The organism is Paludibaculum fermentans (assembly GCF_051172195.1).
In the GTDB taxonomy this organism is placed as follows: domain Bacteria; phylum Acidobacteriota; class Terriglobia; order Bryobacterales; family Bryobacteraceae; genus Paludibaculum; species Paludibaculum fermentans_A.
In genome coordinates this window covers 939,177-958,850 of the sequence record NZ_JBPJAQ010000001.1, presented here as the reverse complement: position 1 = coordinate 958,850, position 19,674 = coordinate 939,177, and the positions used below count along the sequence as shown (strand labels likewise).

16 protein-coding genes are annotated in these 19,674 nt (G+C 63.1%); 10 read left to right on the top strand and 6 right to left on the bottom strand.

Features of this window, described 5'->3' with window-relative positions; genetic code table 11:
• Position 1 precedes the first annotated feature (1 nt).
• The 4 genes from ACR9Y2_RS03975 to hemQ are packed head-to-tail and all read left to right on the top strand — an operon-like array spanning position 2 to position 5,823.
• Positions 2-670, top strand: coding sequence for a hypothetical protein (locus ACR9Y2_RS03975; protein WP_435039761.1), 669 nt, complete (start codon positions 2-4; stop codon positions 668-670).
• Positions 667-4,644, top strand: a complete 3,978-nt coding sequence (locus tag ACR9Y2_RS03970) for a translocation/assembly module TamB domain-containing protein (protein WP_435039760.1) — start codon at positions 667-669, stop codon at positions 4,642-4,644. Before ACR9Y2_RS03975 ends, ACR9Y2_RS03970 begins: the two co-directional genes overlap by 4 nt.
• Before the next feature lie 5 nt (positions 4,645-4,649).
• Positions 4,650-4,943 carry a DUF2103 domain-containing protein gene (locus ACR9Y2_RS03965; protein WP_435039759.1) on the top strand — a complete coding sequence of 98 codons (294 nt, stop codon included), beginning with the start codon at positions 4,650-4,652 and terminating at the stop codon, positions 4,941-4,943.
• 43 nt (positions 4,944-4,986) lie between these two features.
• On the top strand, positions 4,987-5,823 hold the full coding sequence (gene hemQ / locus ACR9Y2_RS03960; RefSeq protein WP_435039758.1) for a hydrogen peroxide-dependent heme synthase: 837 nt from the start codon (positions 4,987-4,989) through the stop codon (positions 5,821-5,823).
• Here hemQ and ACR9Y2_RS03955 read toward each other — a convergent pair.
• Positions 5,789-6,580, bottom strand: a complete 792-nt coding sequence (locus ACR9Y2_RS03955) for a hypothetical protein (protein WP_435039757.1) — start codon at positions 6,578-6,580, stop codon at positions 5,789-5,791. The genes hemQ and ACR9Y2_RS03955 overlap by 35 nt on opposite strands.
• Before the next feature lie 23 nt (positions 6,581-6,603).
• Positions 6,604-7,137: a peptidylprolyl isomerase gene (locus ACR9Y2_RS03950; protein WP_435039756.1), complete on the bottom strand. Its 534-nt coding sequence runs from the start codon at positions 7,135-7,137 to the stop codon at positions 6,604-6,606.
• A gap of 60 nt (positions 7,138-7,197) precedes the next feature.
• Here ACR9Y2_RS03950 and ACR9Y2_RS03945 point away from each other — a divergent pair, with 60 nt between their 5' ends.
• Entirely contained in the window at positions 7,198-7,767 is a 570-nt protein-coding gene (locus ACR9Y2_RS03945) for a peptidylprolyl isomerase (protein ID WP_435039755.1), read from the top strand.
• A 46-nt stretch (positions 7,768-7,813) separates the two neighbouring features.
• Complete coding sequence (locus ACR9Y2_RS03940) at positions 7,814-9,493, top strand: SulP family inorganic anion transporter (RefSeq protein WP_435039754.1); 1,680 nt, start codon at positions 7,814-7,816, stop codon at positions 9,491-9,493.
• Here ACR9Y2_RS03940 and ACR9Y2_RS03935 read toward each other — a convergent pair.
• Positions 9,432-10,478 carry a ferrochelatase gene (locus tag ACR9Y2_RS03935; protein ID WP_435039753.1) on the bottom strand — a complete coding sequence of 349 codons (1,047 nt, stop codon included), beginning with the start codon at positions 10,476-10,478 and terminating at the stop codon, positions 9,432-9,434. The genes ACR9Y2_RS03940 and ACR9Y2_RS03935 overlap by 62 nt on opposite strands.
• Before the next feature lie 68 nt (positions 10,479-10,546).
• On the opposite strand from ACR9Y2_RS03935, the gene ACR9Y2_RS03930 reads away from it, so the two are divergent.
• The 3 genes from ACR9Y2_RS03930 to ACR9Y2_RS03920 all read left to right on the top strand — a co-directional run bounded on the left by ACR9Y2_RS03930 (position 10,547) and on the right by ACR9Y2_RS03920 (position 13,542).
• On the top strand, positions 10,547-11,929 hold the full coding sequence (locus tag ACR9Y2_RS03930) for a M20/M25/M40 family metallo-hydrolase (protein WP_435039752.1): 1,383 nt from the start codon (positions 10,547-10,549) through the stop codon (positions 11,927-11,929).
• A 164-nt stretch (positions 11,930-12,093) separates the two neighbouring features.
• The gene (locus tag ACR9Y2_RS03925; RefSeq protein WP_435039751.1) at positions 12,094-13,053 is read left to right on the top strand and encodes a hypothetical protein; all 960 of its coding nucleotides are present in this window, start codon (positions 12,094-12,096) and stop codon (positions 13,051-13,053) included.
• A 57-nt stretch (positions 13,054-13,110) separates the two neighbouring features.
• Positions 13,111-13,542: a nuclear transport factor 2 family protein gene (locus tag ACR9Y2_RS03920; RefSeq protein ID WP_435039750.1), complete on the top strand. Its 432-nt coding sequence runs from the start codon at positions 13,111-13,113 to the stop codon at positions 13,540-13,542.
• A 3-nt stretch (positions 13,543-13,545) separates the two neighbouring features.
• Here ACR9Y2_RS03920 and ACR9Y2_RS03915 read toward each other — a convergent pair whose 3' ends face one another.
• Together ACR9Y2_RS03915 and ACR9Y2_RS03910 are read right to left on the bottom strand one after the other, a co-directional pair.
• Complete coding sequence (locus tag ACR9Y2_RS03915; protein WP_435039749.1) at positions 13,546-14,805, bottom strand: ABC transporter permease; 1,260 nt, start codon at positions 14,803-14,805, stop codon at positions 13,546-13,548.
• 3 nt (positions 14,806-14,808) lie between these two features.
• Positions 14,809-16,164 (bottom strand): ABC transporter permease, encoded by a 1,356-nt coding sequence (locus ACR9Y2_RS03910; protein ID WP_435039748.1) that lies wholly within the window; start codon positions 16,162-16,164, stop codon positions 14,809-14,811.
• A 147-nt stretch (positions 16,165-16,311) separates the two neighbouring features.
• Here ACR9Y2_RS03910 and ACR9Y2_RS03905 point away from each other — a divergent pair, with 147 nt between their 5' ends.
• Entirely contained in the window at positions 16,312-17,283 is a 972-nt protein-coding gene (locus ACR9Y2_RS03905; RefSeq protein WP_435039747.1) for a histone deacetylase family protein, read from the top strand.
• A 272-nt stretch (positions 17,284-17,555) separates the two neighbouring features.
• Here the strand turns inward: ACR9Y2_RS03905 and ACR9Y2_RS03900 are convergent, their stop codons facing one another.
• A complete protein-coding gene (locus tag ACR9Y2_RS03900) occupies positions 17,556-19,493 on the bottom strand; it encodes an OmcA/MtrC family decaheme c-type cytochrome (protein ID WP_435039746.1) in 1,938 nt (645 codons plus the stop codon).
• Positions 19,494-19,674: the final 181 nt, after the last annotated feature.

The window sequence follows — 19,674 nt, the reverse complement described above, 5'->3', positions numbered from 1 at the left end:
CATGCTGAGACGCACCCTAGCGATTCTGGTGCTGGCCGGCAGCCTGCGGGCTGAACGGGTGGTGCTCGATCGTGTAGCCGCGGCTGCCGGCCAGCAGGTGGTCACGCTCAGCGCCATCCGGCGGCACCTGCGGATCCTGGCCCTGGCCGACAACAGCCCGCTGGAAGACACTCCCGCTGCACGCCGCAAGGCGGCCGACCGGCTCATCGATCAGGCTCTCATCCACCGCGAAATCGAGCTCAGCCGCTATGCCGCACCCACCCGCGCCGAAGCCGAATCCCGAATCCAGGACTTTATCAAGCAACGGAACCTGACCCAGGCGCAGTACGAGGCCCTTTTGGCCCGCTACGGCTTCAACGAAGACGACTTTACCGAAGAGGTGTTGTGGCGCATCAGTGTCACTCGCTTTATCGACTTCCGGTTCTCGCCCGGCATCCAGATCAGCGACGACGAGATCAAGAAGTACTACACCGATGAATTCGTGCCGCAGTTCCGCCGCCGGGCTCCCGATGCGCCCGTGCCTCCGCTGGATGACGTGCGGGATCAGGTCTCCCAGGTGCTGATGCTGCGCAAGACCAACCAGGCAGTCGACCAGTGGCTGTCGCAGATGCGGGCGACCGTCAAAGTACGCTATTTCGAGCCCGTCCTGGGCACGGAGTCCAAGCCATGAGACGGCGCTGGAAGTGGATCCTCGCGACGGTCGCCCTGCTGCTGGTGGGGCTGGCCGGCGGTGTCGCGCTGATCCTGCGCAGCGACTGGTTGCGAGAGAAACTGCGCGCTTCCATCATCGAAGAGGTGGAACGAGCCTCCGGCGGCCGCGCGACGATCACCTCGTTCGACTTTGATTTAGGCACCATGACGGCCCGCACCGGCGAGTTCGTCCTGCGCGGGAAAGAAGCCAGGGACCAGGCGCCGCTCTTCCAAGCCGACCGCATTCAGTTGGGACTCACTGTCCTGTCCTGGCTGGGCCGCGATGTCCGCTTGAACGACTTGACCGTGGAAAAGCCCCGCATCCATATCTACGTCGCGCAGGATGGAACCACCAATCTGCCCGAGCCCAAATTGCAGAAGACCGGCGGCAATGCGGTCCAGGATCTCATCGCACTCAAGATCGGGAAGCTGAACGTGCGCGACGGGCTGCTGGAGTTCGACTCCAAGGCCATTCCCTTCTCGGTTGTAGCGGAAGGGTTGAACGCAACGCTCACCTACGACATGGTGAAGCCGCGCTACAAGGTCGCACTCTCGGCCCGTGCGCTGCGGCTTCCCGAAGGTCTGGCTCCCCAACTGGACGCCACCGCCCTGCTGGAAGCCAATCAGCTGGAAATTGAACACGCCCGGCTCAGCCTGGGCGACTCCTGGCTGGAAGCCTCCGGGCCGCTCAGGGACTTCAAACGGCTTTCGGGCGAGCTGAAGTTCAAGACCTCTGTGCTGATGAGGGATGTGCCAAATAATCCCATCCAGGAAGGCTTCGCGGTGGCGGAGGGCATCGCGTACTTTGGCCCGGACCGCAGCCCCCTGGTGCAAGGCAACCTCCGCCTGGAGCAAGCCGGCTACACGGCTAAGGGCCTCCGGCTCAGAAACGTCGGTGCTGCGTCCCATTTTGAACTCACCCCCGCCCGGCTCACCCTCACCGGCCTCGGCGTCCGAAGTCCTTATGGCGCCTGGAATGGCTCCGGCGAACTAATCGATTGGAAGCGCTTCCGCCTGCAAGGCGAATTGACCCAACTGGCGCTGGATCTGGTGCAGTCGGCCGTGCTCGATCAGCCCTACGCCTGGAACGGCAACCTGCACGGACCCGTCGAAGTGTCTGGCGAAATAACCGGCACCGGTGTGGCCCATGTGCTGGCCAAAGCGGCACTCGACGTCGAGCCGAAAGCGGGCGACCTGCCCGTATCAGGCCGCATTGAGGCCGCCTGGACGCAGGATAGTGGCAAACTCGACCTGGGTGCCTCCCACCTCGAAACGCAGTCCGCCCGCGTCAACTTCCAGGGCACGCTGGGCGAACGGCTGGAAGTGGGGCTCTTTGCATCGCGACTGCACGACCTGGATCCCATCCTCGGCTTGCTGCTGAGGGAGGATGGCTACCGGCTGCCGTTGAGCCTGCAGAATGGTGAGGCGCGCGTGAATGCACTCGTCAGCGGACCCCTCAACGACCCGCGGATTCAGGGCCGTGCATCCATGGTCAACGTGGTCTATGAGTCGGTCCTGTTCCAGCAGGCAGGTGCCGACTTCCAGCTCTCCCGCGATCGCCTCGAACTCACCGGGCTGGAATTGCGGCGCAACGAGGCTGTGACGAACGGTCGCCTGGCCTTGGGCCTCAGGAACTGGACGCCGGATTCCGGCAGCTCCCTCGACAGCAGCCTGGAACTCAAGAACGCCAGCCTTGCGGATTTGCTGCAGTTGGCCAAGCTCACCGCGCAACCACAGGGCAGCCTGGCCGGCGCGGTGACGCTCACCGGTACGCTGGGGCAGCCTGTCGGCTCACTGAACTTCACCTTGACCGGCTTCAATTGGGGCGTGGAAAAGTTCGACCGAATCGCCGGCAACCTGCAATTGAAACCTGGTGGTGCGCTGCAGGGCGCGGCGGACTTCGATCAGATCCACCTTTCGCTCGCCGGCCAGTACCAGCACCCCAGCGCCAATTTCCGGGCCGGCGAGCTCAACCTCACGATGCAGACCAGCGGGCTGCAGTTGCGGGACTCAGAAAACGCCATGGCGCTGCGGCCCGGGCTCGACGGCGAAGTCCGGTCGGAATTGCGGACGCGGGTGAGTCTCGAAAACGGAACGCCCCTCCTGCGGTCGCTCGACGGTGCACTGGCCGTGCGCGGACTCCATATCGGCGGCCGTCAACTGGGCGAGTTGATCCTCAACGGCACCACCTCCAACGGCCAACTCACCGTCACCGCCAGCCTGAACCTGCCCGGCAGCAAAGTGGAAGGCGATGCCACCATCCAGCTCTCCGGCGACTACGCGTCCAAAGGCGCCTTGCGTTCCCCGCGCCTGCCCTTCCGCCTCATTAAGGATCTGCTCTCCACTTCGCCCGACCCCTCCAAGGATGAACCCTGGCCCGCGCGCGGCTTCATTGAGGGCTCCATGGCCTGGCAGGCCCCGCTGGCTGATCCGCGCAAAGGCTCGGCTGTCCTCACAGTCAAAACCCTCCAGGTGCGCCCGCGCGAAACACAGTCCCTGGAGACGCAGGTCGACACCAACGACTTGACGCTGCGCAACGACGGCCCGCTCGTGATCGAAGTGGATGGGAACTCAGCCCGTTTCAAATCGGCCGTCGTCAAGGCCCTGGATACCAGCCTGGCGCTCTCCGGTTCTTACAACTTCCCGGCCAAGAATCCCTGGAACCTGAACGTCAAGGGCTCAGCCAATCTCGCAATCCTGGGCAGCTTCCGGCCCGATCTCGTCTCAACCGGAGTGGCGGAAATCGATGCCTCCGTCCGCGGCACCGCTTCCGATCCCCAGTTGAGCGGGCGCATGACCATCCAGAAAGCCTCGTTCTTCCTCAAGGACCTGCCGAACGGCGTGGAGAACGCCACCGGCACCGTCTACTTCGAAAAGAACCGCGCCAATATTGAACAGCTCAGCGGCCAGACGGGTGGCGGCAAGTTTTCGGTAAACGGCTTCGTCGGTGTCGCCGGGCAGGAACTCACTTACCGCTTGCAGGCCACAGCCACCAATGTCCGGGTCCGCTACCCCGAAGGCGTGAGCACCACGCTGGACGCGGCTTTGACGCTCACCGGTTCCACCTTCCGCAGTCTGCTGGCCGGCTCCATCACCATCCAACGCTCCGGCTTCAGCAGCGGCAGTGACCTGGCCAGCATCGTCGGCGGCTCAGGCAATCCCATCCCCTCGGCCGCGTCGCAGCACGACTTCCTCCGCAATCTGCAGTTCGACGTCCGCATCCGGACCACGCCCGACGCGGTCTTCCAGAGCAGCTATACCCAGGATCTGCAGACCGAAGCCGACCTCCGCCTGCGCGGCAGCCCGGCCAAACCCATCCTCTTGGGCAGCGTGAAATCCAGCCAGGGCGGCATCCAGTTCTTCGGCAACCGCTACACCGTCTCGCGCGGCGAAATCCTGTTCTACAACACCGCCGTCGTCCAGCCCCAGATCGATCTCGACCTCGAAACCCGCATCCGCGGCATCACTGTCTACATCAACGTGAACGGCCCGCTCAGCCGCCTCAACTTCACCTACCGCTCTGAACCGCCGCTGCAGTCTTCGGAAATCGTCGCCCTGCTCACCGTCGGCCGCCAGCCGGAATCCACCTCCAGTTCGGTCACCGCCTCCCAGAGCATCCGCAACCAGAACGTCATGGAGAACACCCCCAACTCCCTGCTGGGCGGCGCTTTGAGTGCCGGCGTCTCCAGCCGGGTCGAGCGCTTCTTCGGCTCCAGCCGTATCCGCATCGACCCCAACTTCACCGGTGTCGAAAACCTCCCGCAGGCGCGCCTCTCCGTGGAACAGTCCATTTCACGCGACATCACGCTCACCTACATCACGAACCTCAGCCGGTCGCAGCAGCAGATCGTGCGCGTCGAGTGGGATTTGAACAAACAATGGTCCGTGGTCGCGGTCAAGGATGAAAATGGAACATTCGCCATGGACTTCCTCTACCGCAAGAGGTTTAAGTAGTCCAGATGCGCCTGCGTACCAGCCACAACAAGCTCAAGATCGAGCACAGCATTATCGATGGATTGCGGCCCGTGCTCGAGCGCCTGCTCGCCCACGACGACATCCGCAGCATCATCCCTGGCGTCATCAAACCCGTCCGGGATGCTCGCGGCGCAGTGAAGATTCGCGTCACCGTCCCCACCCAGAACGGCTGGAAGGCCATTGCCCTCTCCGCCGGCGCCCGGCAGGAGTTGTTTGTCAGTACCGCCATCCCCCAGGACGAACTCGAGCGCCGCATCGCCGCCGCCCTGGTGGAATAGCCGCCTTGGCTCGATTTCCCGGTCACTGTAAGCTGGTAGAGCTATGAGTAATCCCATCGTCCCCTTCACACTGGAAGGCGCGTCCGTCCTGCACCAGATGTTCCATGTGCGCTGGGACGAGTGGCGCGCTCTCGACGGGCAGACGCGCGCCGCCATCGTGCACGAGTGGTCAGAGTGGCTGACCATGCAGGAAGGCGCCGAAGGCGGCGAGCAGTCGGCGGCCTACGCCCTGCTGGGCCATAAGGGCGATCTGATGCTGCTCCACTACCGGAGGGATTTCGTCGGACTGCTGGAAGCGCAGTCGCAGGTGCAGCTCCTCCGGCTCAGCGAGTTCCTTGACGTCTCGAACTCTTACCTCAGCATCGTCGAACTAGGCCTCTACGAGTCCACCCGCAAGATCCACGACGATTTGAAGGAACGCGGCATCGAGCCCGGCACCCCCGAATGGGAGTCCGCCTCGGCTGAAGTGCTCGACCGCCAGCGCAGGGCCATGGCCGGCCGCCTGGCGCCCGAGATCCCTGAATCGCGCTACCTCTGTTTCTATCCCATGGACCGCAAGCGCGGCGAAGACAAGAACTGGTATCAGGTGCCGTTCGCCGACCGTCAGAAGATGATGCACGAGCACGGCATGATCGGCCGCAAATACGGCGGTGTCGTCAAGCAGGTCATCTCCGGCTCCATCGGCCTCGACAACTGGGAATGGGCCGTCGACCTCTTCGCGGAATCGCCCGTCCCGTTCAAGCAGCTCATCTACGAGATGCGCTTCGATGAGGTCAGCGCAGTCTACGCCCTGTTCGGCGAGTTCTGCATCGGCCTGCGCGTGCCTTCTGAGAAGTTCAGCTGCTTTATGAAGGGTGAGATTCGAAACGCCGTAGAGTAGCGTTCCACTGCCATCCGGTGCCGCGCGGCGGCTCGCCGTCCAGCACCCGGAAGAACGACCAGTCGCCCATCCAGATCGCTTCCTCCTGCCGTGTGAAGGCCGTGAAGAGATCGGCGCGATCCGTAATGCCCTGGTTCTTCAACTCGCGGATCGTCCGCTGCGTCCGCGACAAGCCGTCCGTCGTCCAGGGATACTCTTCGCAAAGACGCGTGAGCGCGGCAGCCAGGAACGGCAGCTCCGTGTTCGGCACGAGCAACGGCTCCAACTCCGCCGGATCGGCTGAGCGAACGGCCAGCCAGGCAGCCGATGCCAGGCTGAGCTGCGCCGCGGAAACCGCCTGGCGGGCGGGATAGAGCTCGGTGAAGTGGGCGGGCTCCATGCGCCCCAGGTAGTCATCCGCCTGGATCAGCCGCAGGTTCGGCGCATCAGCGGCCTGCGTCGCGAACCAGTCGAGAATCTGGATGAGTTGGAGCTGATCGTACAGATCGTGCTCGAACCACAGGACCGTTTCGTCAAACTCCGCATATCGCGCCAGCAGCCCGTCGCGCTCCTGGAATTCGGACAGAACCTGCGCATATGGCAGTCCGGACTCCGCCGCCAGAAAGTGCGCTCGCACGGCCGAGAATTCGGAGAGCGGACGACCTGCCGGGACGGGTCCATCGTGCAGGACGTCCCGCCAGGGAAGGATCGTGTCGCCCGGAAATGAATCCTGCAACGTCCCAACAACACTGTCGCCATTGGTGATGTGCAGCTTCACGGTCCCTCCCCAGGGTCGGTTGCTTACTCGCTGACAGTTGCCTTCTTGATGCCGTCCAACTTCGGGAAGTTGGCGTCCAGATACTCGTTGCCGTACATCCGCACCCGGCCCTGGTCCGGACCATTGCCGTGCGGCGCCCCTTCTCCATAGCCGGAGTAGAGCTGCTCGACAATATCCATTCCTTCGGTCACTTGCCCGAACGGAGCAAATCCCATCCCGTCCAGGCGCGGATTGTCTCCCAGGTTGATGAACACCTGCGTCGTGCGCGTGTTCGGCCCCGCGGTCGCAAAGGTGATCGTGCCCTTCGTGTTGGAGCTACGCACCGGATCGTCCTTGATGCTCGCGGTGGGAATCGACTTGGCCGCCTGCGGATCGGCCGCAAGACCGAACTGGACCACAAAGCCGGGCAGGACGCGGAAGAACTTGGCCCCGTCGAAGTAGCCGGAGGTGACGAGTGAGTGGAACCGCTCCACACCGAGGGGAGCCCATTCCTTGTTCACCTGGATGACAAAGTCACCCTTGGTGGTTTCGAATTTTACGTTGAATGTGTCTTGCATGGGACGCCTTCATTGTCGCACTCAGGCGTAGCGGGCTGGCGGCGGGTCTACAATAACGGCGTGCGTACCCTTCTATTCCTGGCCCTTCTGGCGTCCACGCTGCCCGCCCAAACCGCGCGCGTCGTGCTCGAGACCGAACTCGGAACCATCGAAGTTCAGCTCGATCTGAAGAACGCACCCGTCACCAGCGCCAACTTCCTCCAGTACGTCGACGCCGGCGCCTACGATGGCGGCCTCTTCCACCGCACCGTCCGCCTCGACAACCAGCCCGGCAATAAGATCCGCATCGAAGTGATCCAGGGCGGCACGCAGCCAGGCCGCCGCATCCCCCAGGCCAAACCCATCCCGCTGGAACGTACCAATCAGTCAGGCCTGAAACACGTCGACGGCGCCATCTCCATGGCCCGCGACCGCCCCGATACCGCCACCTCCGACTTTTTCCTCTGCCTCGGCGACCAGCCCGCCCTCGATTTCGGCGGCATGCGCAACCCCGACGGCCAGGGCTTCGCCGCCTTCGGCCGCGTCGTCTCCGGCATGGAAGTTGTCCGCAAAATCCAACAGGCTCCCGCCGAAGGGCAGACCCTCAAGCCCCCCATCAGGATCCTGCGGGCCCGCCGCTCCCGCCCATGAAACAATACAAACTAGTAAAGAATAAGCCGGTTGCTACAATGGTAGTGTGCAGCCGTGGTTCCCTCGATCTTTTCAATGCCTGAAGGATTACAACGCTAAGACGTTCGCGTCCGACCTGATCGCCGGTGTGACAGTCGGATTGGTAGCCTTGCCCCTGGCGATGGCGTTCTCCATTGCCTCGGGATTATCCCCCCAGGCAGGAATTTACTGCGCGGTCGTTACCGGGTTTCTCATCTCCTTCCTGGGCGGATCCAACACCCAGATTGGTGGCCCCACCGGTGCCTTCGTTGTAGTGGTGGCCGGCATCGTCGCGAAGTACGGTGTCGACGGCCTCTTCACCTGCACCATGATGGCCGGAGTCCTGCTGGTCATCCTGGGCGTCACCGGTATGGGCACCGCGGTCAAGTTCATCCCCCGCCCCATCGTCGTCGGCTTCACCAATGGCATCGCCCTGCTCATCGCCAGCACCCAGATCAAGGACTTCTTCGGCCTGAAGCTCGACAAAGTGCCCGGCGAGTTCATCGAGAAAATGGAAGCGCTGGCCACCCACGCCAGCACTTTCTCCGTGCAGGAGACCGCCATCGGCGTCATCTCCCTGTGCGTGATTCTCTTTTTTGTTAAGTTCATTCCCCGGGTTCCGGGCACCATCGTTGCCCTGTTCGGAGCCACCGTCGCCGTCTCCCTCCTCAATCTGAACGTGGAAACTATCGGCACGCGGTTTGGCGGAATCCCCAGCGGTCTGCCGACCTTCCAGATCCCCGAGTTTCACTGGAAATACGTGCGGCAGCTCCTCAGCCCCGCCATCACCGTAGCCATGCTCGGCTCCATCGAGAGCCTGCTCTCCGCCGTCGTGGCTGACCGCATGACCAAGGACAAGCACAACCCCAACACGGAACTCTTCGCCCAGGGTGTCGCCAACATCATCTCCCCGCTCTTCGGCGGCCTCCCCGCCACCGGAGCCATCGCCCGCACCGCCACCAGCATCCGCAGCGGCGCCAAAACCCCCGTCGCCGGCATCATCCACGCCCTCACCCTGCTGATGGTTCTCCTCGTCGCCGCTCCGCTGGCCAAGAACATCCCGCTGGCTGCCCTGGCCGCCATCCTGTTCATCGTTGCCTACAACATGGGCGAGTGGGGCGAGATCCCGGAGATCCTCAAACTCGGCAAACGTGACGTCTCCGTCTGGGCCCTGACATTCCTGCTGACCGTCTTTGCCGACCTGACCGTCGCCGTCGAGTTCGGCATGATCCTCGCCGCCCTCGTCTTCATCAGCCGCGTCGCCCTCACCACTACCGTCTCGAAGGTCACCGCCGACTATCTCAAACAGGGCTGGCAGCACATCCTCCAGGACAAGGAGATCCCCTCCTACGCCGCCATTTTCCGCATCCACGGACCGTTCCTTTTCGGCAGCACCGACAAACTGGATGAAGTCACCTCGCCCATTGAAGACCTGCCGCCGGTGGTCATCCTCCGTCTCCGGAACATGACCGCCATCGACGCTACCGGCCTCCAGGCCCTCGAGTTGCTCGCCGATAAACTGCACGACAGCGGCCGCGTCCTCATCCTCTGCGGCGCCCCCTGGCAGCCCCAACGCATGATCAAGCGCGCCGAGTTTGAACGCCACGTCGGCGAAGAGAATATCTGCGAGAACGTCGAGACCGCGCTCAGCCGCGCGGAGGCCGTTTACCGGACTCTGCCGGCGTCGGCTCGCCAGAGTACGGCGTAGCCGAAATCGCCGTAAAACCGGAGCCCCGGATCGGTGCAGGACAACAATCTTGACGGCACGGGTCCGCTTCCAGGCGACCTTCCGCGCGTTCCGCAATCAGCGCCCGGATCATTCCGATGAAGGCCGGATGCGTACCCACCGTCGCCGCCCGCACCATCTGTAGCCCCAGCTCATCCGCCCTCATCCTGGCTTCATAATCGAGGTCGTATAGAACTTCCATGTGATCGGAGATGAACCCGATCGGCGCGACGATCACGCTCTCCGCCCCGGCCGCCTTCACTTCCTTCAACGCGTCCAGGATGTCGGGCTCCAGCCACGGCTGGTGCGGCGCGCCGCTGCGGCTCTGGTACACCAGTCGCCACTCCGGATGTCCAGCCTGCCCGGCAATCAGCCCGGCCGCCTCCTCCAATTGCGCGACATACTTCGACGTCCGTGCCATCTCCAGCGGGATGGAATGAGCTGTGAACAACACCTGCGCCCCCGGCAATTGTTCCAGCGCCGCCCGCAGGCTCTCCGCATTCGGTCCTGTGAACCCCGGGTGGTTGTGGAAATGCCGCAGCTTGTCAAACACCGGAGCCTTCTCGCCCACCGCCTGCCGCGCCCGCTCGATGTCTTCCATATATTGGCGGCACGCCGAATATGAGCTGTACGCCGACGTAATGAAGACGATCGCCCTCTGGATCCCGTCCTCCGCCATCTGCCGCATCGTATCTTCCAGCATCGGATGCCAGTTCCGATTGCCCCAGTAGATGGGCAGCTTCGGCCCGTGCGCGTCCAGTTCCCCCTGCAATGCCGCAATCAGCGCCCTGCACTGATCGTTGATCGGACTGCGCCCGCCGAAGTGGTAGTAGTGCTCCGCCACCTGCAGCAACCGCGGCCGCGGCACATTGCGCCCCCGCAGCACATTCTCCAGGAACGGCATGACGTCTTCCGGCTTTTCCGGCCCGCCGAAGCTGAGGACAAGAATGGCGTTGTATTGTGGCATCGCACTCTTAGGATGCCTGAGAGTCCGGACCGCTGCACAGGTTGTGCGACAATGCGTGTTTTCTCCCCATGCACAGAAGAACCTTTCTTTCCCTCACCCCGGCGATAGCTGCCTTCGCACAGGGACGCCCCAACCTGACCGAACTCTACGGCAGTGCGGCGGCCCGTCTCATTGCGGCGGCACAGGCCGACGACGGTGGCTGGAAGAAGATGATGTACCTCTGTGACCGCATCGGCAACCGCCTGGCCGGATCCCCGTCCCTCACCCGCGCCATCGAGTGGAGCGCCGCCGAAATGAAGCGCGAAGGCCTCCAGAACATCAAAACGCCCCTGGTGAAGGTCCCGCATTGGGTCCGCGGCGAAGAGAGCGCCTGGATGATCGAGCCCCTGGAGTCGAAGCTCTTCATGCTCGGCCTGGGCGGCAGCGTCGCCACCCCGCCCGAAGGCATCACCGCCGAGGTCGTCGTGGTCTCCACCTTCGACGAGCTCGAGCAGCTCGGCGCGGAAAAGGTCCGCGGCAAAATCGTTCTCTACAACCAGGCCTGGCAGGGCTATGGCCGCTCCGTCGCCTATCGCGCCGCTGGAGCCTCTCGCGCCGCGAAACTCGGCGCCGTCGCTGCCCTCGTCCGCAGCGTCACCCCCGTCAGCCTCCGCTCCCCCCACACCGGCCAGATGATCTACACCGAGGGCGTCCCGAAGATCCCCACCGCCTCCGTCACCGTCGAGGACGCGCTGCGCATGCACCGCCTCTACCAGCAGGGCGTCAAAATCCGCGTCCGGCTCAAGATGGAAGCCAGGACCCTGCCCGATGCCGACTCCGCTAATGTCATCGGCGAAATCCCCGGACGCGAGAAACCGGAAGAGATCGTCGTAATGGGCGGCCACATCGACTCCTGGGACGTCGGCCAGGGCGCCCAGGACGATGGCAGCGGCTGCGTCGCCTGCTGGCAGGCCATCATGCTCGCCCACCAGTTAGGCCTCAAGCCCCGCCGTACCCTGCGCATTTGCCTCTGGACCAACGAGGAGAACGGCAGCCGCGGCGGCCAGGCCTATCGCGAATGGGCCGGCGCCACCGCCAAAAACCACGTAGCGGCCATCGAGATGGACGGCGGAGCCGAAAAGCCAGCCGGCTTCGGCCTCTCCATCCAGGGCGCCAGTGAAGAGGTCATGGTGCGCGCCATGGAACGCATGCAACAGATCGGCGCCCTGCTCAAGCCCGTCGGCGCGGATAGCATCACCCGCGGTGGCGGCGGAGCCGACATCGGCCCCATCATGCGCGACGGCGTCCCCGGCATCGCCCATCGCTCCAGCGGCCAGCGCTACTTCGAGTGGCACCATACCGACGCCGATACCCTCGACAAAATCGATCCCCAGGAGTTCCGCCAGAACATCGCCGCCCTCGCCGTCCTCGGCTTCGTCCTGGCCGACATGCCCGAAAAGCTCACAGACTAGCCGTCCGCCGCCAGGGTGGGAACAAACACCGAATTAGAGATTTCTCCCCCGCGGTGTACCATTCGTACAGTTGGGAGCGGCCTCGAAGGCAGTTGCGGGCGCAGACCCGTTTGCCGGCCGCTTTCCCATTCTTTGCTGACTGTACGCATTGGAGGAATACACCCATGGCAGATGGAAAATCTGACCCCATTGATGCCGCCAACCAGGTAATCGTTCTCGCCTTCGACCTCGTCGATGCCGAGCTACCTAAACTCCCCACCCAACTGGCACAGGCCCTGCAAAGTCCGCCGGTGCAGGACTCCATCAAAAAGACCCTGCTCGATTTCGCCAAGGGCAAACAGGCTTCCGGCGGCGTTGCCCTCACGCCAGCCGACAGCCAGAAACTGCTGGAAGCCCTCGGAACCGGTATTAAGGATGCCGCGGCCGACAATCTGCTGGAACAGATCAAGAAGACCTCCGAGTACAAGAAACTGGAAGCCGGAGTCGAAGGCTTCAAGACCGCCGCCGGATCGTCCACCCTCGGCGTCTGGGTCGACAAAAACAAGAAGATCCTCTACGTCGTCGGAGCCGCCCTCATCGTCGGCACCGCCAGCGTCCTCTACATCACCAAAACCGGCGGCCCCGTCGTGAACATGGCTCTCGACCCTCTCCAGGGCAAAGAGTTCGAGGTCCTGCAGATCGGCTCCCTCAGCCTCAAAGCGGGCCTCTGGAAGTTCCAGCCCGACGCCCGCATCCTCGGCGCCCGCATCTCCGCCGGCAAGAAGTGGGAGAAGGTCAGCGTCGACCTCAAGCTCGGAGTGCTCGCCAAAGGCCAGCTCGTGCAGGAAGTGGAAGGCTCCGCGGTCGTCAAGTCCGGCCCGGTCAGCGTCACCCTCACCGGAAATGGCAAGCCCCAGACCCACGAGGTAAACCTGGGACTCAAATTGGGCTACGACGGCACCATCGCCAACGGCAAGTTCAACATCGGTGTCGGCGCCATGTACCAGAACAACGCGGTTAACGGCACCCTGGGCGCCAGCTACCAGACCAAAAAGGCCACCATCGGCCTGCAGGGCAACGTCGGCCCGCAAAAGAGTGGGGGCATCCAGTATGGAGGCTTGCTCACTCTGACCATCCCGCTGTAAACAGGCGCGGGCACGGACCGGCTGGCTAACCGGAAATCGGATATGATGATCGGCGACATGCTGAAAACGATCCTGATTTCCCTCGTCCTGCTGGCCGTGCCCGCCTTCTGCGCCGACGACGCAGCCAAGGCCGTCGAAGCCGCCGAACGCGCCTGGGCCAAAGGCGTCACCACCAACGATTACGCCCTGCTCGAAAAGACGCTTGGCGACGATCTCACCTACACCCACTCCACCGGAGCCGTCGACACCAAGGCCACCTACATCGGCAAGCTGAAGACCGGCGAAGCCAAGTATGTGAAGGTCGACCACGACCAACTCAAGGTCCAGGTCCTCTCGAAGGACACCGCCATCACCATCTGCCGCGCCCAGGTCCTGACAGTCTCTGCCGGCAAGGACAACCCGGCCCACCTGTCATTCCTGCACATCTTCCAAAAGCGCGGAGCCAACTGGCAGCTCGTCGCCCACCAGAGCGCCAAGCTCCCCAACTAGCCGTTACTCGTAGTGCAGCGCTTCAATTGGATCCAGCTTCGAGGCCTTGATCGCCGGCACCAGTCCGGCGATCAGGCCCACCACCAGCAGCACGCCCGTTGAGATCAGGATCGATGCACCGCTGATGTGGAGATAGATATCGCCCGCCCCCGTCGTGTCCTTGAACGCCGGGCCCAGGAACGGCATCGACCCGATCAACCTCGTCGCCAGGATCCCCAGGCCAATCCCCAACGCTCCGCCCGCCGCCACAATCAGGCACGCCTCCACCAGAAACTGCTTCAACACCATCGACCGCAACCCACCCAGCGCCTTGATCATCCCGATCTCCCGCGTCCGGTCGATCACCGAGGCCAGCATGATGTTTGCCAAACCCACCCCGCCAATCGCCAGCGTCAGCGCCCCCACAAAACCCAGCAGCAGCTGCACTGCCAGCGACATGCCCGTCACAATGGACATGAACTTCGAGAACGCCAGAATTTCCACGGCTTTCTCATCGGTGGGCGAGAAACGGTGGATCTCCGCCAGCTTGGCCCGCACCATCTTGATCGCCCGCTCCCGCGAATCCGGAGTCGCCGGCTTCCACACCAGGAACCATGGATACTTCGTATCCCCGAATACGTTGAAACTGTCGTACGGAATGAAGATGCACTGGTTGTCGCTGCGGTTGTAGTTCGCGATCTGCAGCTTGTTGTCCATCACGCCAATCACGGTGAAGTGGATCCCATTGAGGATGACATCCTCATTCACCGCAGGAGCCCCGCCGAATAACTCCGTCGCCACCTTGGCCCCAAGTATCGCCACGCGGTATTGATGTTGTCGGTCGTCCTCATTCAGCCAGCGCCCGTCGGTGATCTTGATATTCCGGACAATGTCGTACTCGGGCCACACCGCGCGAATCGACACTTCCTTCTCCCGCCCGCGGTACTGCGCCTTGACGCCATTGCGCATGATCTCCGGCGACAGGTTCTCCACCAGCGGCACGGCCTCTCTCACCAGCGCCGCATCGGCCAGTTCCAGCCGCACCCGCCGCCCGGTCCGCATCCCGCCCGCCTGCTCGCTCGTCTGGCCGCCCATCGTCAGCACCAGATCCTGACCCACCGCCTGAAACGCCTTCACCAGCGCCTGCTCAAAGCCCTTGCCATAACTGATCAGAATCACGAAACACGTAACGCCCCACGCCAGGCTCAGCGTCGTGAACATCGTCCGCTGGCGGTGAAAGCGCAAAGCGGCCCAGGCTTCTGTAAAGATGAATCGCCAGGTCATGGCTTACCTTTCGTGGCGCAGTGCTTCCACTGGAGTCATCGCCGCCGCCCGCCGCGCCGGAGGCAGCGAGGAGCCTACCGCCACCAGGCCCAGCGCCAGGGTCGCAAACGCCAGCACACGCCAGTGAATCGGCAGCCCCGAGAACATCGCCGGCATCGGCAGCGAATTCACCAGGCTCGACAGCCCCCAAACCAGCAGCAGGCCGCCCACCCCGCTCAGGATCGCCAGGAACAGGCCCTCCAGGAAGAAATCCAGCAGGATCCGCTGGCTTGTCGCGCCCAACGCCTTCTTCAGGCCGATCTCGTTCGTCCGCTCCGAAACCGCCATCATCATCGTGTTCATCACACCCACGCCGCCCAGCGACAGCGTGACCAGCGAAACCACGGCCAGGAAAATCTCACCGGCATTGAAGATCGAATCGAACATCTGCGCGCTCTCGATCGAATCGAACACCCGCAGCGCACCCTTGTCCGTAGGCTCGAAGTGATACAACCGCCCCAACGTGCCGCGCACCTGCGCCTGCGCCTCTTCCCACCGCGCCACATCCACCGGCCGGTACAGGAACCCGTCCACGCGGCCTTCCGCATACACCTTGCGGCTCGGCGGCATGTCCCGCAGCAGCGCACTGGTCGGGATCAGGATCTTGTCGTTGTCCCAGCCGTCATACGAGCTGTTCTGGTCCTTCTCGCTCATCACCCCGATCACTTCGTACGGATAGTTGTTCAAATAGAACCGCTCCCCCAGCGGAGCCTTGTTCTTCTCGAACAACTGCTTCCGTACACTCGACCCCAGCACCGCCACCCGCCGCCCGTCATCGACATCCGTCTGGCTCACCGCCCGGCCGATTTCCACCGGCAGATTGCGCAGCTTCAAATAGTCCGGATTCACGCCCAGCGACAGGAACCGGCCCGCGTTCGTCGACGTACGCGCGGGCACCTGGTAGGTTTTGTGTTCCGCGGAAAGCACCTGCACCGCCGGACAGTTCGCCCGCAGGATGTCGAGATCGCGCTGATACAGGGAAATCCGCCGTCCCGCGCGCTGCCCGCCCGCCTGCTCTTCCGTCACCCCGCCGTATACGAAGACAATGTTGTCGCCGATCTGCGCCATGTTCTTGCGCTGGCCCTGGCGGAACCCATCGCCCAGCGCGGACATCAGCACCAGCGACGCTATGCCCCACGCGATACCGAACAAGGTGAGAAAACTGCGTAGCTTGTTGCGGCGCAGGTTGGCGAAGGTCTGGGCCGCAAGATCGGCCAGAAACTCGCCCGGATGCATCGTCCGGCCCGGGTGCCTCCTGCGGGGTTTTGCCTCAGCCTTGTCCATGGCTGCCTGCACTTCGGGTTCAAGTACTGCGCTCACTGCCGAATCTGCCTTCCTGTCTTTCATACGAGCGGCGTGGGCGGGTTGTTCCCGGCGGCGGAAAGGATTTATTCAGACCTATACATCCGCAATTGAATCACCAATCATGCGCCTGCGGCAACCCGCCGTTCTGGGAGAATGTGGGTTATGCCTCTTCAGAGACACGGCGAGCCCCGCTCGACCGGCCTGGTGTTCGACTCCGCTTTCCTCCTGCACGACCCCGGTCCCACCCACCCTGAATCACCTGACCGCTACCGCGCCCTGAAGAAGGCCCTCCAGCAGGGTGAACTCGCCGGACGTCTGAAACACCTGCCTGGCCGCATGGCCGGGGAAGAGGACTTGCTCCTCTGTCACACCCGCGCCTACCTCTCCACCGTCCGCCACGACATCGCTCGCCACTCCCCAGCCCTCAGTACCGGCGACACCGGTCTCTCTGAAAAGTCACTCGATGTGGCGATGCTGGCCGCCGGCGCCGCCTTTGCCGCCGTGGATGCCGTGATGACCGGCCAGGTCTCCAACGCCTTCGCCGCCGTCCGCCCGCCTGGACACCATGCCACCTCCTCGCGCGGCATGGGCTTTTGCATCTTTAATAACGTCGCCCTCGCCGCCCGCCACGCCCGCAAAGTCCACGGCGTCGATCGCGTCCTCATCGTCGACTGGGACGTCCACCACGGCAACGGCACCCAGGACATCTTCTACGAGGATCCCGGCATCTTCTTTTTCAGCACCCACCAGTCGCCCTGGTATCCCGGCACCGGAGCCTTCGACGAGATCGGCAGCGGCTCCGGCAAAGGCACCACCATGAATTGCCCGTTTCACGCCGGCGCCGGGCACGCTGAGATCGTCGGCGCCTTCCGCCGCAAACTTCTGCCCGCCATGGCCGCCTACAAGCCCGACCTCGTCCTCATCTCCGCCGGCTTCGATTCGCGCAAAGGCGATCCCCTCGGCCGCTTCCTGCTCAAGGACGACGACTTCCGCGAACTCACCTCCATCATCCTGGAGATCGCTGATTTGTCCGCTCACGGCCGCGTGGTGAGCCTCCTGGAAGGCGGCTATAGCCTGGCCGGCTTGGCGGCTGGCGTAACGGCTCACGTCGAAGCTCTCGTGGGATTGGTGTAGGCCCAAAAACAAAAGAGCCGGCCACTGTTTGGCGCAGTGGCCGGCGGCTAGAAGAAGATGAGGCGGAGTGGGCCCCTATCTAGGAGAATTAACGGAAAAGAGCGGTAAAGTACTACCTAACGTCCCCATTCTACGCGCTTTGCGTCAGTTCCGCAAACAAAAAATGTCCAAAATGTTCTAGAGTCCCGCTGGGCCACCCCTCGGCCACGAAAAAAGGCCCGCCCCCCGAGCTTGGGGAGGCGGGCCTGGAGGAGCGGTGTACGCTGCTATGACTACTGTGCGTGCACCTTGCTAACAGAAAACTCGGACGTTGCGCCATGGCACACTGAGCAGCTCTCGCCGAGAGCCGTCGTGTTGGCTTGCGTATGCGACCACGCGGCAGTCGTGTTGTGGCACGAGTTGCACGCATTCGCCGTCGGCGGCGCGGGATTCACTGCGCCCAGGCCGTTCTTCACCGGCTGCAGGCCTTCGTCCAGGGCGGGGAACTGAGAGTTGCCCACATGGCACTGGTTGCAGTCGCGGATGTTGCCGGGATAACGAACCTTCTCGGCATGGAACGTGTGAACCATGTTCGTCAGGTTGAAGCTCTCGGCATTCGTCCCCTCGGTCAGATTCGGGTTGTGGCAGAACGTGCACATCTGCAGTTCGTTGCGGTTCCCGCCGTGGAATTCCAGCGAGTAGTGGCAACGGTTGCAGGTGGCGCTGGTCGCCACCGTGCGGCGCGGCGTGGCCGCCGAACCGTCGAGCGAAGCATAGAACATCTTGTTCATGCCGTAGTCGCGGATCGTCCGCTGCTTCTGCGTGCCGGCCAGGACGATCGTCGTGCGATAGCCCTCAATGCCGAACTGCCAGCTGCCCTTGGCCGTGTCCGGAATGATGCCCGCGAAGGTCCAGTTATAGACGCCGTTGCCCGGTCCAACTGCCTTCAGCACATCTTCCCGAACGTAGCCCGTCACATCCGACGTCGGCCCGCCCATGTAAATGCGCAGGCTGCTCATCGTCTTGATGTCCACCGGCGCACCCTGCTTGTCCTTCAAGGTGAAAGTCACCGTGGGGTGGCTGCCCGGCTTCACGTCGGCCGCGGAATCAATCGAGAACACCACGCCCGCGATCAGCGAGGATTCCACCGGAATCATATGCGCACCGGTGATGGAGGCGTCAAAGTCGATCTCGCCCTTCTGGATGTGGCACGTTGCGCACTGGTTGTCCGTGAACTGCGGCAACCCCACGTGGTTCTCGCCCGTGGCGAAATTCACGTCGTCATGGCACGATCCGCACGCCGCCCGCGAAGGCTTCGTCGACCAGTTGTCTGCCTGCGTGGCGCCCGCCACGCTCTTGGGCTCGTGGCAGACTTTGCACGCCATCGCCGGAGCCGGGAAACCGACGTCCGAATAGTCATGCCCCGCCACAACATACGGAGTGCCGGTCTTCACACTCGGCAGATTCGCTGCGTAGTGAATCTTGTGAATGAACACCTTCATGTCCGTCGTCCTGCCCGTCGCCGAGTCCGGCGTCTGCTGCGTGTGGCACATGTTGCAGACTTCCACACTGCGCCGCGAGCCGCCATGCAAGCCCAGCGGATCGTGGCACCGGTTGCAGCTCGCCGTCCGGATGACGTCACGAACCTTCGTAACTGCCCCGCCCGCCGGCACAAAGTTGTACGTGGCGTCGGAATAGAACCGGCCCATCTCAAACTCGTCCAGATTGCGCGAGCCATAAGCGCCCACGGTGTGCGTCAGCGTACGGTCCGCCGAAGCCGGAACCTTGTTGGCGAATGTGTAGGTATATTCACCATCCGCAATCGGCGTCCACGTGCCGTTGTTTTCACCCGTAGCCTGGGTGACCGTGCCCGCCGCGCCCGTGCGGGTGCGCGTGATGTAAGAGGTGTATTGCGACTGATCGGCTGGAATGTAGCCGGATAGGAAACTGACACTCACCGTGCCAGGTGTCACCAGGCCCGCCCGATCCAGGCCGGCTCCCTTGGAGTCGGTCAGTTTGACCCAGGCCTTCAGCGTGCCGTCCGCGGCCAGTTCCGCCTTCGTGATGGCCACGTTGAAACCAGGCCGGACGAAGTTTACCATCGCCTGATCGGCGTAGAAGGCCTTGTCGGTGGGGCGGAGCGCTTGTGGGCGATCCGCGGAAAGGGCGGCGGCGACGAGGACTACGCTGCCCAGGGAAAAGATGATCTTCTTGCGAGAGTTTGAAAGCATACTAAGCTTCCCTTCCGCTAAACGTTCCAGGAAAAGGAAAGTATCAGCCGTAAGGGAGTTTATCATAGGAAAGTCCGAAATGGCGATAGAAAACCATTAATACCCATTCGCACTGTCCAGGTTCGCCACACACCCATCAGCCGATCGTGGTGTTCTGCCACACTCCCTATGTTGCTGAAAA